Genomic DNA, 13,679 nt, shown 5'->3' with positions numbered 1-13,679 from the left:
AAATTATATGGTATATTTTTATATAATAAATTTTTTATGAATGAGGAGGCTCATATGAAAGAATATCTATTATTATTAGGTTCAGATCAGTTTCTTAGAGAAAGATCTTATGCAGGTGGCAAAGCAATCGGAGATTTTCAAGTTTGGACAGCTATTAAGAATGCAAAATATCAATATAATGCTTATTGGGATTTTTGTATTAATGCCAATCCTTTAAACTATGAAGAAATAAAAAATGAAATAGCTTACTATAAAACGCAAGGCTACAAACCTAAATCTATTGTTCCTTTAAATGATTGGACACTAAAAGTCGCTAACAAACTAAATCAAGACTACGGTTTGCCTTACCTTGAAGAACAAGTCATAAACGCTTGTAGAAATAAAAGTATAATGAAGTCAATATTTGAAAAGTTTAATATCCCCACACCAAAGTCTATGTATTTTAATAGTTTATTACAATTAGAACAGCTAATGAATGAATTTAATTTTCCAGTAATTATAAAGCCGGTTGATTTCGGAGGTAGTGGCGGTGTTTATTTAGCCAATAATAAACAAGCATGTATGGATGCCTATACTAAATCGAAACAAACGATGGAGGTCTATGCAGATGATTTCCAAGTTTCTAAAAGTGGATTTCTGATCGAAGCATTTATTGATAGTGATGATGAAGTTTCAGTTGAAGTATTGTGTGGTCATAATTTCTATGAAGTCATTACTGTTACAGAAAAATATTTATCACCTAGACCGTGGTTTACTGAAATGGGTCATTTAGTTCCCAGTTTCAGATATAAAGATAAAAATATTAAAGACCTGGCAATACAAGCTTGTAAATCTTTAGGAATTTCACGTGGAGTTGCTCATGTTGAAATAAAAATTAAAGACAACAACCTCTATGTCATAGAAGCTGCAGCTAGACCTGGTGGCGATGCTATTATGGATTTAGTCGAATCTTCTTATAACATTAACCCCTACAGCCTTCATATATCTATGTATATTAACAATGACGTAAAACCTACATATCTATTTACTCCCAAAAAAACTTCTGCCATAGCATTTATGAAAGCTCAAAAAGGTAAAATCATGCATATTCATTATCCAGAAGTATCAAAAGATCCCGAAATCAAAAAAATAAATGTATTAAAAAAAGTTGGAGATATCGTAACTGACCCTGAAAATTGGAGTAATCGTGAAGGACTCATTCAATTGAACTGGCCTGAGTTACCAACTTCAAAAACATACAAACATATTCACAAAGCCAATGAATTAGCAAATGAAATTTTTGATTGTAGTGATGTTCATAATGACTAAATATTTAACCATTACTGCACTATATCGATTTATCTGTGGAGGTTTAATCCTCATTATAAATTGGGAACTCGCAAATCCTGAATCTACGAGTGATTTAGCGCTGGCTACAATCCTTTCATTTGTGCCAGCAATATTCACTCCATTTCTAATAGGGATATTCTTTAAAAATTATTCTGGTGCTGGCCTGACAAAATTATCTTTCTTAGTACTATTTTACATAGTCATTACCATAACAGTATGCTATCGAAACGCTTTGCAATTAATTATTCTAAATTTTGCTTTATGGATTGTATTTTTTCTTTTAGAAACAAGTTTAGAATTTTGGTTTTCACAGTTAGTTGAAAAGGAAAGTGAAGTATTTATTAACAAATATAGTTCCCTTTCAATGACTATCAATCAAGTTGCTTTAATGATAGGACCTTTGTTTGTTTCAGTGATTGTTAATTTTATTACACTTCGTTGGATATTTTTATTGTGTGCCTTAACCTATCTACTTCTTTATATTGTTACTAGGAAACAAAATGAGGATAATCAGCTTTCTTCTAAAGATGATGAAGTTCATACTAAAGAATCTGTAAAATTTACACATTACTTTATAAGTATGCTTATGTGGCCAATATTAGGAACTATCAATTTTATGTTACCTACTTTTACAGCTTTTAAGAGTGGTGAAGTCCATGAAGTCGCACTATTGGACTGTGCTTTAGGGGTAGGAATGGCTTTAATTGGAATAATACTCAGCAAATTACGTTCTAATAATTGGTTGAACTTATTTTTTATAATAAGTATTGCTATCACTGTAATATGGTATTTAGCTGAAGGGACGCTTGTAATGAAATTACTATTAATGCTATTGTTCGGTTTCACTTTTGGCAGCGCAAGAATTATTTTCAGAAAAGTTATTGTCACAGCATACGCTAGTCATACTGTAAAACATATTTATTCCCTGGGAAATGCTTTAGGACTCCCAGTCCTTGCACTCTGTATTTATCTTGGTATATTCAATTTAAACTTTGTTTGGTTACCATCATTTATTTTGTTAATTATATTAATGCTTTTATTGAAAATTGAACATCACGAAAGGAACACTACAAATGAAAAATCATTTAATTAAAAGGAAAGATAAAGCATTACCCAAGTCTTTATATCTTACAGTCAGTGACCTTATTGATATTCGTAAAGAATTAATATTAGAAAACATTTCTATAACACACTAAATTTAATAATAAAATTATTTTAAAATTTTTGTAATAAAGCAACCTAATTTCCAATCATTTTTTCGTAGATCTTCACTACCAATTTATTCCATTATGTGTTATAATACAGTTAATAAAATAGTTCTCTTATTAAGAGTGAGTGGAGGGACTTGGCCCTTAGAAGCTCCAGCAACAGCTAAATAGCGATGTGCTAATTCCAACAGTTTTAAATAACTGAAAGATGAGAAGATGTGTAACGCTCTTCTTAATTTGAAGAGCTATTTTATTGAATATAATTAAAGGTGGTTATATATCATGAAAGCATATCATGAACTATTTTCAGAATTAGAATATTGGGATAATTATCAACCCAAAAATTTTTCCAGTAGTATTTTAAAACAAGGTAAATTGAATAATACTAAGAATCAAATTCTTCAACAAATCGATCTTATAAGTAACAAAGAAGCCATATTAAAAATTCTAAATTCTTCTCATTAACAACAACTCCTACTATAATAAGTTCAAGGAAAAAGACTCGAATCTAATCGGGTCTTTTTTGTTAATTAATTATATAAATGTATGATTGGATGCTGTTAAATTATTTCAAATGACTATTGTATTATTAAATATCTATCAAATAGCATCACTTGTGACACACTACTGGGTCTTCTTTGATCATGTGATTTTTATTAATTACTTTTTTATTTATCATCGGAATTTATTTTGTCATAAAGGGATATACAACATGTCCATCATCTTCAATGATAGGCATAGCTCCCCATTCTCCTAATTTATGCGATTTTAATTCAATGCCATTATTATTTAAAATAACATGTGTTACATTTTCATTATGTGCCTATAGCCAATTACTAATAATCAAATGATGACATCTTGAAGGATGACGTTCAGCACATAACAATGCAACCACGTTATTATCTTTTTCTTCCATCAATATATTGATACCTTCTTTAAAATCGTCGGTCAAAGTATAATCTGCATAATTGTGAAATGATTGATTTTTCCAACCAGCATTCAAATTTTCTCCAACTACGCCAGAACGTTTTCTTCTTCCACCTAGTAATGAAATATGTTTATATTTTATATTGTGCTCTTTTAGCCAATCCATGAAGTCATGTTGGTTATATTGTGGATGTTTTTACTATTTGGAAATGAACGAACATCTATAATTTTTGTTATCTTGGCTTTTTCTAGCATTTCAAGAAATGTTTCTAGATTATAATTATAATGACCTATTGTAAATATTGTCACTTCTAACCAATCCCTCCGTCATTTTTAAAGTATAAGTGATGTTATTACAATACCTAATTATCATTATTATTTCGCTTATTAAAGATAAGATAAATTATTACTATTGCTATAGGAATGAATGCAGAAAAAATAGCCGAATAACTACCATTTTTAATTATAAACGGTAAGCAGAGTACCATAATTATTAAGCATATAGTTAATACTATAATGGCATAAACTTTACTTTTATTCATCCCGTAACTCTCCTTCAACTTATTATTTTCATAAATATAACAGATCTTCTTGTGTAAAAGGAGTTCTATACGCTCCTCTCACTTTCTTAGCTGAAATAAAACATTCTGTATAGATTGGATAAAGTATTTCTAAATTTAACTTTGTATTCGCAATTCTGATACCCACGTATAATCTAATCCATTCCTTAGAGCCATAAAAAATACTCCAGTTATCAAGGCTATCCATATATTATTTTCCATCAATTCACTTCATATCATGTTATACACAACCTATTTTTTATTTGTGATACGCTTCACCACGCATGATTTTAAACGCACGGTAGACTTGCTCGATTAAGACGACGCGCATCATTTGGTGTGGAAATGTCATTTTACTGAATGACAGGGCGTAGTCGCTTCTGTTTAAGACATCTTGATGCAAGCCATTGGAACCACCGATAATAAATGTGAAGTCGCTTTGGCCGCGTGTCATACGGCTTTCTAATTCTTTAGCAAGTCCTTCAGAAGTCAGCATATTGCCTTTTATTTCTAAAGTAACGACTGTGGATTGTGGTTTTACTTTTGCTAGTAAGCGTTGGCCTTCTTTTTCTTTCACTTGTTCAACTTCTTTGTCACTCATATTTTCGGGTGCTTTTTCATCTGGCACCTCGATAATTTCAATTTTAGAATACGCACCTAAACGTTTTTCGTATTCAGCAATTGCTTGTTTCCAGTATTTTTCTTTTAATTTGCCAACTGCAAGTATAGTAATTTTCATAATTTGCCTCCTGTAAAAGCTTAAAAATCAATAGTTATTAGACTTATCCACAAGTTATACACTTATTCACACAATTCCCTCTTATTATAACAGGAATGTATACGATAATTTAAAATAATTTACGTTTTTTTCACAAGTAGCGGTGGATAACCTGTTTATTTGTGGATAACCCTGTGTATAATGTGGGTATTTCTATGTTAATTGTGCACATCTCTGGATAACTTTGGATAAATACGTGGATAAGTTGCCGATTGTCTTACATACTTATTCACAAAATTTACGCTTATTTTACAAAATATCATGTTCGTTCAAGCTATTAGGTAAGTTATCCACTGTTTATAAATTATAAGGTAAATGCATATATGTAACTACTTTAATGGACTAATCATTTTATAAAAATCGCTTGTTAAACAAACCTCTAATTTAGTTAAAATGATTTCATTGTGTCATCACAGCAAGATGACTAGCGTTAAAGTGAGACTAAGCTAAGGCTCATGCATAAGTCTCCGATAACTCAATAATATGAAAACTGGTGCTTTAACTAGATTTACGTTTAGCCATCGTATTAAGAAGTACTCAATTTCATTTCATATGCCAACTACGCTTTGAATCATCTTCAGCTCACCCATTAAAATCATCTAACTATTCAAACATGCCATTTCAACAATAGCTTACAGTAGTCTTGGATTAATGCACAAAAAAGCCCTAACCGCTTCTTCAATGAAGGGCAAGGGCTTCTTACTATAGTGTGTATATTGGTGTGGCTTGAGCTTTGTCTGTGTCGCAGAGGAGCACTTCTTTCTCTGTATCGATGTCGTGTTCGTTTAGGACTTGGCCAACGCTCATGCGGGCAAGATCTTTCATGTTGTTGTCTTGTGATAAGTGGGATAGATAGATGCGTTTCGTGTTGCCTGTAATGACGTCTGTCATAGCAAGCCCTGCATCTTCATTAGATACGTGTCCCATATCACTGAGGATACGTTGTTTTGTCTTCCATGGATAGCCGCACATGCGAAGCATGTCAACGTCGTGATTACTTTCGAATACGAAAGCATCACTGCCTTGAATCATGCCTTTCATGCGATCTGAAACGTAACCTGTGTCTGTAAGTATCGTGAATTTTTTATAATTATTATGGAAGATATAAAACTGTGGATCTATGGCATCGTGAGACACGTTGAATGATTCAATATCAAAGCCTGCAATAGACTTAGTCTCGTATGGATTAAAAATGAATTTCTGATCCATTGGAATTTTACTATCTTTCTTTTCGATTGCCGACCATGTTTTTTCGTTTGCGTATATTGGCAATCCGTATTTACGTGCTAAGACACCAAGGCCTTTGATATGGTCGGAATGTTCATGTGTTACTAAAATGCCGTTTAAATTTTTAATTTGTTTGTCGATCTGGCCAAACAGTTCTTCCATTTTCTTACCTGTCAGGCCTGCATCGACGAGAATACTACCTTTATCACTTTCTACATAAGTGGCGTTACCTGTACTACCACTCGCTAAGACACTCATTCGTATCAAGCGATTCACCCTTTCTAATCGATAAACACTCGTTGCTTATAATTTGTATAGGCAGTCTACGGTTTATGTGACCTCAACATGCCCTCTGTCTAATTATTAAAGTTTTTTATATCTGCTGAAACTGTTTTTAAATGATGTACTTTTGAACTATCCTATGTGGTACATATTTATGTTTACATGCGTTCATCTTAAATCAACGCAGTTGGTTTATAACTTTGATTTAACAATAATCTATTTTAACATACTTTGAAGCTTAAATTGAATTTAATGTTTAATATGGTGTCTTGATTTTTTAAATACTGTATCTTAAAGCACATAATAAAAGAGCGGTATCAAAATCAATGTGAATACTTTTGATTTCGTATATCCGCTCTCTTATTTTTATGATAAATCTTTCAATACTCACTAAACGGTGTGCTTGCGTGAAGTCATAAATACTATGTTTGCACTATTCTTCAACTATCTTTGGACTGTCTGAAATGGCTTCGACGTAATATGTCTTGGATTCGTCTTTATGTTTTACTTTGATTTCCCAATTGGCTTCTAGTACTTGCACGTTAGGCTCTTTAACGACGGTATAATAGCCGAGTCGGACGTTGGTCACTTCATCGTTTCGTTTAAGATAACGATTATAATACAGCGCTTCTATCGAACTTCTCGCAGTATTTACTTGTTTCTTATCGTTGTTTGCACCTTCTGATGGCTCTATCGATTTCATAGCGGTTTGTCTATAACTCGATGCTTTACCATCGTCATTGATATTAAATTTAAGTTGAGCTTTACTATTGTTCATTATTGGAAAATCGTTGTAAGTCTGTTCAAAGGTGACGTGTTTATCGTCAATTTTACTCATTTCGTAATTTTGGCCTTTAAAGATTTTATCTTTAACATATGATTTTAAATCTGTGTATTGGTCATTACTCACATCAATCGGGTCATTGATTTCACCTTTGATTTTTTGACCGTCTGCTTCGCTTGAAATACTTGAACGTGCTTTTGCATAAGATGAAAAATCATTAGATCTTGCAGTGAGCAATTGCATTTCTATATTTTTAACGCTTGGCAAATTTTCAGGAATTTCTATTTTTTCTTGTTTAAAATTCACTGCATTTTCTTCAGCGCTATCGTTAATATGAGATTTATTGACTTTATCAATATAGATGATGATAAGGCTAATATTTACTAGAATAAATACAAAAATAAATAACGTTTTCGTGTGTTTCCAGTTCATTTATTCTAGCCCCCCATCTTTGTATGCACGCCACTTGTCATCGTACTCTACATACCAACATGGCTTAAATTCACTGTTGCGCTGGATTTCTATATCTCCGTTGTCCTGTTTATCTTCCATACGGTAACCAATCGTCATGTTGGTAACCTTTTCGAAATCTATTTCAGGATTATTGGCGAGTTCCGAACGCACAGTTTCAGCACCTGGCAGGTTGACTTCTTTTTCGCCACTATCAATCGTCACATTCGCTTTTAATAACGTACGCGCATAGCCGTAAATACCTTTATTGCCCCAAGAGACTTTCAATGTATTTAAATCGTCGTCGTTAAACGTTGGTCGTCCATTCAAGAACATTTGATAAGTCAGATCGCCACGTTTGTCGTCCGTATGGAACAATCTGAAATCATCTGTAAAACCACCGTGATTATTGATGTATGCATAGGTACTTGGAATGCTTTCTTGCATGTTTGTTGAACGGTTTTCATCTTCTAATAGATTTGTGTAGCGATATTTTTCGGTTTCATCGTTGTAATTGGCTACACCTGTATTATTGTTGTAAGTGACTGAGCCACTTCTTGAGCTACGCACTACAACAGAATCGTTAAATAGTATTGAATTCATGGTATCTACACTAATGTGATTATAGATTGTATGGTAAGATTTTTGTCCTTTTGGTGACTTCGGTGCAAAGATATGTGTCGCTTTATCTATCGTATCTTTATTGGTAATAATTTCTGTGTAAGGTTGCATATGTTTGTGTTGGTTTTCCAATGCTTCCGTGAATTTATCTGCCTTCACTGTTGTCGTCATACGTACAACATTGTGTCTATCTTTACTTATCGCATAAAGTTTAATTTTGCCATCTTGATTGTTATCTATTAACAGGCGATCAAATTTAAAGTTGTTGGGTACTTTGGCATTAATATTTAAAACTTGACCTAAATATGTAGCGAGTGGCATATCATAGGTGAAGTCCAATACTAAAAATTCATCGCTCAAATCTGGAATAATTAAATTATGATTGCTATGCATTTGTTCCGCGTGTAATACACGGTGATTTTTCAATGGTTTAATTGTTTCTTCGACATTGCTGCGTGTTGCTTCCATACCTTCTGTGCTTTCACCTTTTGAGTGAATGACTTGATATGGTGTAATTACTTGTGGCATGCCTTGTTTCAAAGGTTTACCGATTGTGTTTGATTTCGCTTCTTTTTTACTATTATCTTGTTTATCTACATTAGCCAAATCGGGTGAAAAGTTCCATGTCATATAAGTTAAAATCGCACTCATGAGTACTAAAAGAAATAGGATAATAGATTTAATTAGCTCTTTACTCTGCATCCCAATCACCATCTTCTAGTACTTCACATGGAAGCGTAATAAAGATTGACGTACCTTGTCCTTCTACACTATTTGCCCAGATGCGACCATTATGCGCTTCGACAATTTCTTTAGAAATGGCTAAACCTAATCCTGTACCACCCATTTTTCGTGTCCGTGCTTTATCTACACGATAAAAACGGTCAAAGATTTTATCTACTTTATTGATAGGGATACCAATGCCGTTATCTTTAACGCGAATAGTCATACGATTATACAGTGAGTTCTGTTTCACGTGAAACTCAACGCGTTTATCGCCGCGTGAATACTTCATAGCGTTGGTAATGACATTATCAAACACTTGTGTCATCTTATCTGGATCAATTTCTGTAAAGATGGTTTGTTTTGGAATTTCACGTACAAATGTCGTATCTTTCGCCGACATTTCATGGCGGTTAATAATTTTATTGATAAACATGTTAAAGTCGACAATTTCTTTGGTAATCTGATCTGATTCGTTATCCATTTTTGATAATTGTAATAAATCGTTAACGAGTCGAATCATACGTTCCGTCTCTTCACGTGTTACTGATAGGAATTGTGGTGCTAACGCATCATCTTTCCATGCACCGCTTTCTAATGCTTCGATATAACTATTCATGGACGTTAACGGCGTACGTAATTCATGTGAAACATTTGCGACGAATTCGCGACGTTCTTGTTCCACTTGTTGTTGTTCTGTTACGTCGTGAAGTACAGCAATATAGCCTGTAACGAAGCCAGTCTCTTGTACGATTGTACTGAAGTTTACACGAGCAATAATGCCTTCACTTTCATTGATATCTAATAAGAAACTATCATTATTTTCTTGAATTTCATCTAATGAAAAGTCTTCTTCTAATTTAAGCATATTTAACATGTAATGACCGATAATTTCTTCTTTCATCATGCCTAGCATCGTTAATGCCATATCGTTGACAATACGCACACGGCCACGACGATCAGTTGCGATAATACCATCACTCATATGTGTAATAACAGAGTCTAAGCGTCGTTTTTCACTTTCCGTATTTGCTTGTGCTTCTTGTACACGCTTGGATAAATTATTAAAGGCTAGTGCAAGTTCACCAATTTCATCATTACCGTAAATTTTAACACGTTGCGTATAGTTACCTTTAGACATCTCAACAGTTTGGTTACGCATATCAGTAATTGGCTTTGTGATTGTGCGCGCAATAAAGAAACCTAATATCACAGTAATTAATAGCGAGATGCCTGTCCCAACAATAAAGATTTGGTTGATGTTGCTCAATTGGTTGTAGACATCATTGATATCTGCTTCTATATAAACATCACCAATTGTCCCATCATCTGATGTCTTCACAGGTAAATTGTAGACCCACACACGTTGTTTACCATTACCATAGTCTTTCAATACCGTATGGCTATTAATTTCTCCTAGAGATAGCGCTTTTTGTATCGAGCTGTCATTAGCTTTTTGATTTATTAGACTACGCGTAGACTGCTTTGAGGTAGCCATGATAATTTGATCTTTATCAATAAAACGAATTTCTTCTATTTCTTGTCTATTGGCATACTCATTCAATAAATTTTGTACTTCTTTTTGCGCATTGACCGAGTTGTCTTCGTCATAGACTTTTTCTATATTAATTTCTATTTGTTTCGCGTATTGCGAGATATTATTTTTAAATGTTTGTGTTAATTCTTTTTCTAGACTATTGGTAAAGTATAAACCGATAATCTGCATACCGATTACGATTAACAATACATAGACAATAACAAGTTTCGTGTGTAGAGATTGAAAATGTTTAAGCCACTTCATTTAATATTGTCCCCTAATCATGTTGTTGGAGGAAGTATCCAACACCACGGCGTGTCACTATATATTCTGGGTGTGATGGATCGTCTTCAATTTTTTCACGTAAGCGACGAATCGTTACGTCTACTGTACGTACATCACCAAAATAGTCATAGCCCCAAACAGTTTGTAATAAATGTTCACGTGTCATAACTTGACCCATGTGTTTAGATAAATAATGGAACAGTTCGAATTCACGGTGTGTTAATTCAATATCTGTACCACGTTTTTTTATAGAATATGCATCTGGATAGATAACAATATCTTTTATTGTAATTTCATTAGATGCATCATTCACTTCTTGTGCTGGTTGTGAATAATGACGACGTAAGTTTGCTTTGACACGCGCAATTAATTCACGCGTGCTAAATGGCTTCGTCACATAGTCATCGGCACCAAGTTCAAGACCCAACACTTTATCGATTTCTGAGTCTTTTGCGGTTAGCATAATAATTGGCATTTCATATTTTTTGCGTACTTCACGGCACACTTCCATGCCATCGCGACCAGGTAACATAATGTCTAATAAGACAATGTCTGGTTCTTCATCATATATTAAATCTACTGCGTCATTGCCATCATATGCACAGAATACTTCATAACCTTCTTTTTTCAAGTTGAACTCTAAAATATCAGCAATTGGTTTTTCGTCATCTACTACCACAACTTTTCTAGCCATATTTATAAACCTCATTTCTAAATTGTAGTACGTTTACATATTTTTCTACGCATTTCTCTATAATATAATTTACCATTTATAGCGTGCTAATTCTATTTTTCTAAACAAAAAAATAAATTGGTATATTGTAAAATTATAACATTTTTTACTATTAATAGGTTAATAATAGATATATTAAGCCTACACAACATGATATCACTGTGCGACTATATTGCCCATAGTCTATAAAAAAGTGATACATATCTCAGCAAAGGACATGTTATTTTGGCTAAGCTATTTTGAGATAGCTTAGTCATTATTTGAACATGAGGTCGCTTATACTGGGAATGCATCACGTTTACAACGATACTTTTATGAACTGAGCTAATTTGCACTAACATGAATTATTTTAAAGTCTACATTTTAAATTGACCATTCACCTAGCATCAGTTCGTTATGCAAACGAAGGCGCTCACTTTAAAATTCATGCATCCATAACTACTACCTTCAATTGAATTGAGTTTGAAACATGTAGCTTAGAAAATTGCACAAAAAAATGCCCATCCTATTGGATGGGCAATACGGTCTCGACGGGAATCGAACCCGCGATCTCCTGCGTGACAGGCAGGCGTGTTAACCGCTACACTACGAGACCTAAAAATGGTGACTCCTACGGGACTCGAACCCGTGTTACCGCCGTGAAAGGGCGGTGTCTTAACCGCTTGACCAAGGAGCCTCTCTTAAGCACAAGATAAATTATATCAACTCTCATTATGGTTGACAAGCTATTTTTTAAATTTATTTAGTATAATTTTCTATCATTAATGTATAAAGTAAGAAAATAATGCTCAATGCTGACAAATCAGTATTTTATCTGCTTCATAACTTATTTTTGAGCATCAATACTCTGTGATTTGCTCTATAATTATCTACTTTTTCATTTTTATTTCAAAACCCAAATAATAAATACAAAATCTTTTTTGTTTTAAATTTATTTTGCTAAAATTATAATTAGTATAAATAAGGAGGCACAATATTGGCAAAAATATTATTTGTAAATCCAGGTTCTGCTGGACATGTAAACCCAACAATTGCAGTGGTTAAAGAACTAGTCAATCGTGGCGAAGAAGTTGTTTACTACGCGAGCGATATATATAAAGATAAATTGAAAGATACTGGTGCTGAAATTAGAACGTTACCTACAGAAGCGATTATGACAGCTTTCACTGATCATGAAAATCATCATTTATTTAATGTGATCAATGGTTTATTAAAAACTGTAGATATCATTGTGCCACAAATTTTAAGAGAAACTGAAAATGAGCATTTTGATTATATGATTCATGATTCTATGTTTAGTTGCGGTTATATATTAGCGCAAAAATTAAATTTACCATCGATTTCATCAGTATCTTCATTTGCCCATACAAAAACATCTTTTGAAACATTCATTAATCATTTAACTTCGACTGTGAGCAAACAAGAAATTCAACATGCTGATGAAACATTTAACACTTTGAAAGCCCATGTTGAATCAACATATGATGTAACCATTCCTTCCCGTTTTGAAGTCATGAATAACCCGGGAAATATTAATATCGCTTATGTAATGAAAGGATTCCAAGTCGGTTATGACGCCTTTGACCCTGAATATTACAAATTTGTTGGTCCTTCCATACTCGAACCTAAAGATTCTGGCTTTATGGATCACATTGATACCACACGACCAGTCGTTTATATTTCTCTTGGAACGGTATTCAATCAAAATATTGAATTTTTCAATCTTTGCTTTGAAGCATTTGCAGATATCGATGCTTCATTTGTTGTATCAATCGGTCATGATAATCAACTTGAAGATTTCAATGCGATACCATCTAATTTTACTGTTGCACATGTTGTGCCACAAACAGAATTATTGCAACATACGACACTATTTTTAACACATGCTGGTATGAATAGTACGAATGAAGCAATGTTGATGGAAGTACCTATGTTAGCTTTTCCACAAAGCGCGGATCAACCTGTTGTGGCTCGCCAAATCGAAAAACTACTTGTTGGTCGTCAGTTACAACTAGAAAATATAACGTCTCATGATTTAAAACAAATCGTCTTAAACATGCTAGATGAAATACCAAGCTATCAACGTAATATCAGAAAAGTTAAATCTATACAATCTAGTAATAAAACAGGTTATCAGCTAGCAGTCGATCACATTCTAAACTTTCGTAATCAATATGTAACACATTCAACGATATAAATAAAAACACCTTGTAACGATGTCCATCTCAGGCTACA

The 13,679-nt window shown here is 33.3% G+C and carries 12 protein-coding genes, 2 tRNA genes and 1 riboswitch; of the genes, 4 read left to right on the top strand and 10 right to left on the bottom strand.

Going from position 1 to position 13,679, the window contains the following annotated elements:
* Window positions 1-54 precede the first annotated feature (54 nt).
* The 3 genes from HMPREF2586_RS05950 to HMPREF2586_RS05940 all read left to right on the top strand — a co-directional run bounded on the left by HMPREF2586_RS05950 (window position 55) and on the right by HMPREF2586_RS05940 (window position 3,002).
* Complete coding sequence (locus HMPREF2586_RS05950; RefSeq protein ID WP_070657132.1) at window positions 55-1,308, top strand: ATP-grasp domain-containing protein; 1,254 nt, start codon at window positions 55-57, stop codon at window positions 1,306-1,308.
* Complete coding sequence (locus HMPREF2586_RS05945; protein ID WP_070657336.1) at window positions 1,301-2,422, top strand: MFS transporter; 1,122 nt, start codon at window positions 1,301-1,303, stop codon at window positions 2,420-2,422. The genes HMPREF2586_RS05950 and HMPREF2586_RS05945 overlap by 8 nt, the downstream gene beginning before the upstream one ends.
* Before the next feature lie 226 nt (window positions 2,423-2,648).
* Window positions 2,649-2,752, top strand: a riboswitch (SAM riboswitch).
* A 67-nt stretch (window positions 2,753-2,819) separates the two neighbouring features.
* Window positions 2,820-3,002 carry a hypothetical protein gene (locus tag HMPREF2586_RS05940; RefSeq protein WP_070657135.1) on the top strand — a complete coding sequence of 61 codons (183 nt, stop codon included), beginning with the start codon at window positions 2,820-2,822 and terminating at the stop codon, window positions 3,000-3,002.
* Between the two features lie 358 nt (window positions 3,003-3,360).
* Here the strand turns inward: HMPREF2586_RS05940 and HMPREF2586_RS13040 are convergent, their stop codons facing one another.
* The 10 genes from HMPREF2586_RS13040 to HMPREF2586_RS05885 all read right to left on the bottom strand — a co-directional run bounded on the left by HMPREF2586_RS13040 (window position 3,361) and on the right by HMPREF2586_RS05885 (window position 12,120).
* Window positions 3,361-3,630 carry a DUF488 domain-containing protein gene (locus HMPREF2586_RS13040; RefSeq protein WP_305954880.1) on the bottom strand — a complete coding sequence of 90 codons (270 nt, stop codon included), beginning with the start codon at window positions 3,628-3,630 and terminating at the stop codon, window positions 3,361-3,363.
* Window positions 3,618-3,773, bottom strand: a complete 156-nt coding sequence (locus HMPREF2586_RS13035) for a hypothetical protein (RefSeq protein WP_326498241.1) — start codon at window positions 3,771-3,773, stop codon at window positions 3,618-3,620. Before HMPREF2586_RS13035 ends, HMPREF2586_RS13040 begins: the two co-directional genes overlap by 13 nt.
* A 510-nt stretch (window positions 3,774-4,283) precedes the next feature.
* The gene (rlmH, locus tag HMPREF2586_RS05920) at window positions 4,284-4,763 is read right to left on the bottom strand and encodes a 23S rRNA (pseudouridine(1915)-N(3))-methyltransferase RlmH (RefSeq protein ID WP_019468536.1); all 480 of its coding nucleotides are present in this window, start codon (window positions 4,761-4,763) and stop codon (window positions 4,284-4,286) included.
* A 741-nt stretch (window positions 4,764-5,504) separates the two neighbouring features.
* Window positions 5,505-6,305 carry an MBL fold metallo-hydrolase gene (locus tag HMPREF2586_RS05915; protein ID WP_128088366.1) on the bottom strand — a complete coding sequence of 267 codons (801 nt, stop codon included), beginning with the start codon at window positions 6,303-6,305 and terminating at the stop codon, window positions 5,505-5,507.
* A 439-nt stretch (window positions 6,306-6,744) separates the two neighbouring features.
* The gene (locus tag HMPREF2586_RS05910) at window positions 6,745-7,527 is read right to left on the bottom strand and encodes a two-component system regulatory protein YycI (protein ID WP_046207191.1); all 783 of its coding nucleotides are present in this window, start codon (window positions 7,525-7,527) and stop codon (window positions 6,745-6,747) included.
* A complete protein-coding gene (locus HMPREF2586_RS05905; protein WP_070657169.1) occupies window positions 7,528-8,868 on the bottom strand; it encodes a YycH family regulatory protein in 1,341 nt (446 codons plus the stop codon).
* Window positions 8,858-10,690 carry a cell wall metabolism sensor histidine kinase WalK gene (gene walK / locus HMPREF2586_RS05900; protein ID WP_046207189.1) on the bottom strand — a complete coding sequence of 611 codons (1,833 nt, stop codon included), beginning with the start codon at window positions 10,688-10,690 and terminating at the stop codon, window positions 8,858-8,860. The genes HMPREF2586_RS05905 and walK overlap by 11 nt, the downstream gene beginning before the upstream one ends.
* 13 nt (window positions 10,691-10,703) lie before the next feature.
* Window positions 10,704-11,405, bottom strand: coding sequence for a response regulator YycF (yycF, locus tag HMPREF2586_RS05895; protein ID WP_019468531.1), 702 nt, complete (start codon window positions 11,403-11,405; stop codon window positions 10,704-10,706).
* A 561-nt stretch (window positions 11,406-11,966) separates the two neighbouring features.
* Window positions 11,967-12,039 (bottom strand) — tRNA-Asp (locus tag HMPREF2586_RS05890).
* A 6-nt stretch (window positions 12,040-12,045) separates the two neighbouring features.
* Window positions 12,046-12,120 (bottom strand) — tRNA-Glu (locus tag HMPREF2586_RS05885).
* 300 nt (window positions 12,121-12,420) lie between these two features.
* Between HMPREF2586_RS05885 and HMPREF2586_RS05880 the strand changes: the two genes are divergently transcribed.
* Complete coding sequence (locus HMPREF2586_RS05880; RefSeq protein ID WP_070657172.1) at window positions 12,421-13,641, top strand: macrolide family glycosyltransferase; 1,221 nt, start codon at window positions 12,421-12,423, stop codon at window positions 13,639-13,641.
* Window positions 13,642-13,679 lie beyond the last annotated feature (38 nt).

It is taken from the genome of Staphylococcus sp. HMSC034G07 (assembly GCF_001835975.1).
GTDB lineage: Bacteria > Bacillota > Bacilli > Staphylococcales > Staphylococcaceae > Staphylococcus > Staphylococcus ureilyticus.
The sequence above is the reverse complement of the archived record's forward strand: the minus strand, read 5'-3'. Positions and strand labels throughout refer to the sequence as shown.